1 protein-coding gene is annotated in these 1,091 nt (G+C 68.0%); it reads right to left on the bottom strand.

Going from position 1 to position 1,091, the window contains the following annotated elements:
* The coding region (locus tag ALA01S_RS31155; protein ID WP_169806062.1) for an efflux RND transporter permease subunit at positions 1-1,091 on the bottom strand (1,091 nt) is incomplete at both ends.

The following is a 1,091-nucleotide window of genomic DNA, read 5'->3' as shown; positions in this document are numbered from 1 at the left end:
GCTTCCTTGACGAAGCTGTCCACGTCACGGCCCTGCACGTCCATCTGCAGCACCGCGTAGCGCTGCAGCGCCTCGCGGCGCACGAAAGAGTAGCCTTCGTCAAGCTCGATGGTGGCGACCTGCGAGAACGGCACCAGGGCGCCGCTGCTGGTGCGGATGGGAATCGCGGCAATGGCCGAAGGCGATGAGCGGTACTCATCGGCCAGGCGCACCGCGATGTCGAAGCGGCGCGTGCCTTCGATCAGCGTCGAGACGGTGCTGCCGCCAATGCCCGACTGCACGACCTCCAGGATGTCGTCGGCATTGAGCCCCAGGCGTGCCGCCGCGGGGCGATCCACCTTGACCACGAGCTGCGGCTTGCCCTTGTTGGCCTCGGCCGAGAGGTCGGCCACGCCCGGCACGGTCTTGAGCGCGGACTGGATCTGGCTGGTGAGCCGGTCCAGCGTCCCCAGGTCCTCGCCGTAGAGCTTGAGGGCCAGCGTCGCGCGCACGCCGGAGATCAGCTCCTCCACGCGCATCTGGATCGGCTGAGTCGCGCCGAACACCGCCGTGGGCACGGTCTCCTCCAGCGACTCCTGCATCTGGCGCCCGAGCCCCGTGTAGGAAAGCTTCTCCGGCCACTCGCTCTGCGGCTTGAGCTCCAGCAGCACCTCCATGTAGTTGACGTCGGCGGTTTCGCCTTTTTCGGCGCGGCCGATGGTCGCCAGCACGGTCTTGACCTGCGGAAACTGCCGGCGCAGCTCCGCATCCACCGCCTTCGACACCCGGATCGACTCCTCCAGCGAGGTGGAGGGGATGCCGGTGATGCGGAACATGATCGAGCCCTCCTGCAGCTGCGGCATGAACTCCTTGCCCAGAAACGGGAACAGGGCGAGCGAGGCCAGCAGCAGCACGACGGCTGCGCCCACCACCAGGCGCTTGCGCTCCAGGGCCCAATCCAGCAGCGGCAGGTACAGCCGCTTGGCCCGGGCCACCAGGAAGGTGTCACGCTCCTGCTTGGGCTTGAGGATCAGCGCCGCGAGCACCGGCACGAGCGTGAGCGACAGCAGCAGCGAGCCGGCCATGGCGAAGGTGATGGTCAGCGCCATGGG

It is taken from the genome of Azohydromonas lata NBRC 102462, assembly GCF_001571085.1.
Classification (GTDB): domain Bacteria; phylum Pseudomonadota; class Gammaproteobacteria; order Burkholderiales; family Burkholderiaceae_C; genus Azohydromonas; species Azohydromonas lata.
Note: the sequence above shows the minus strand (reverse complement) of the source record. Positions and strands in the feature narration are given on the sequence as shown.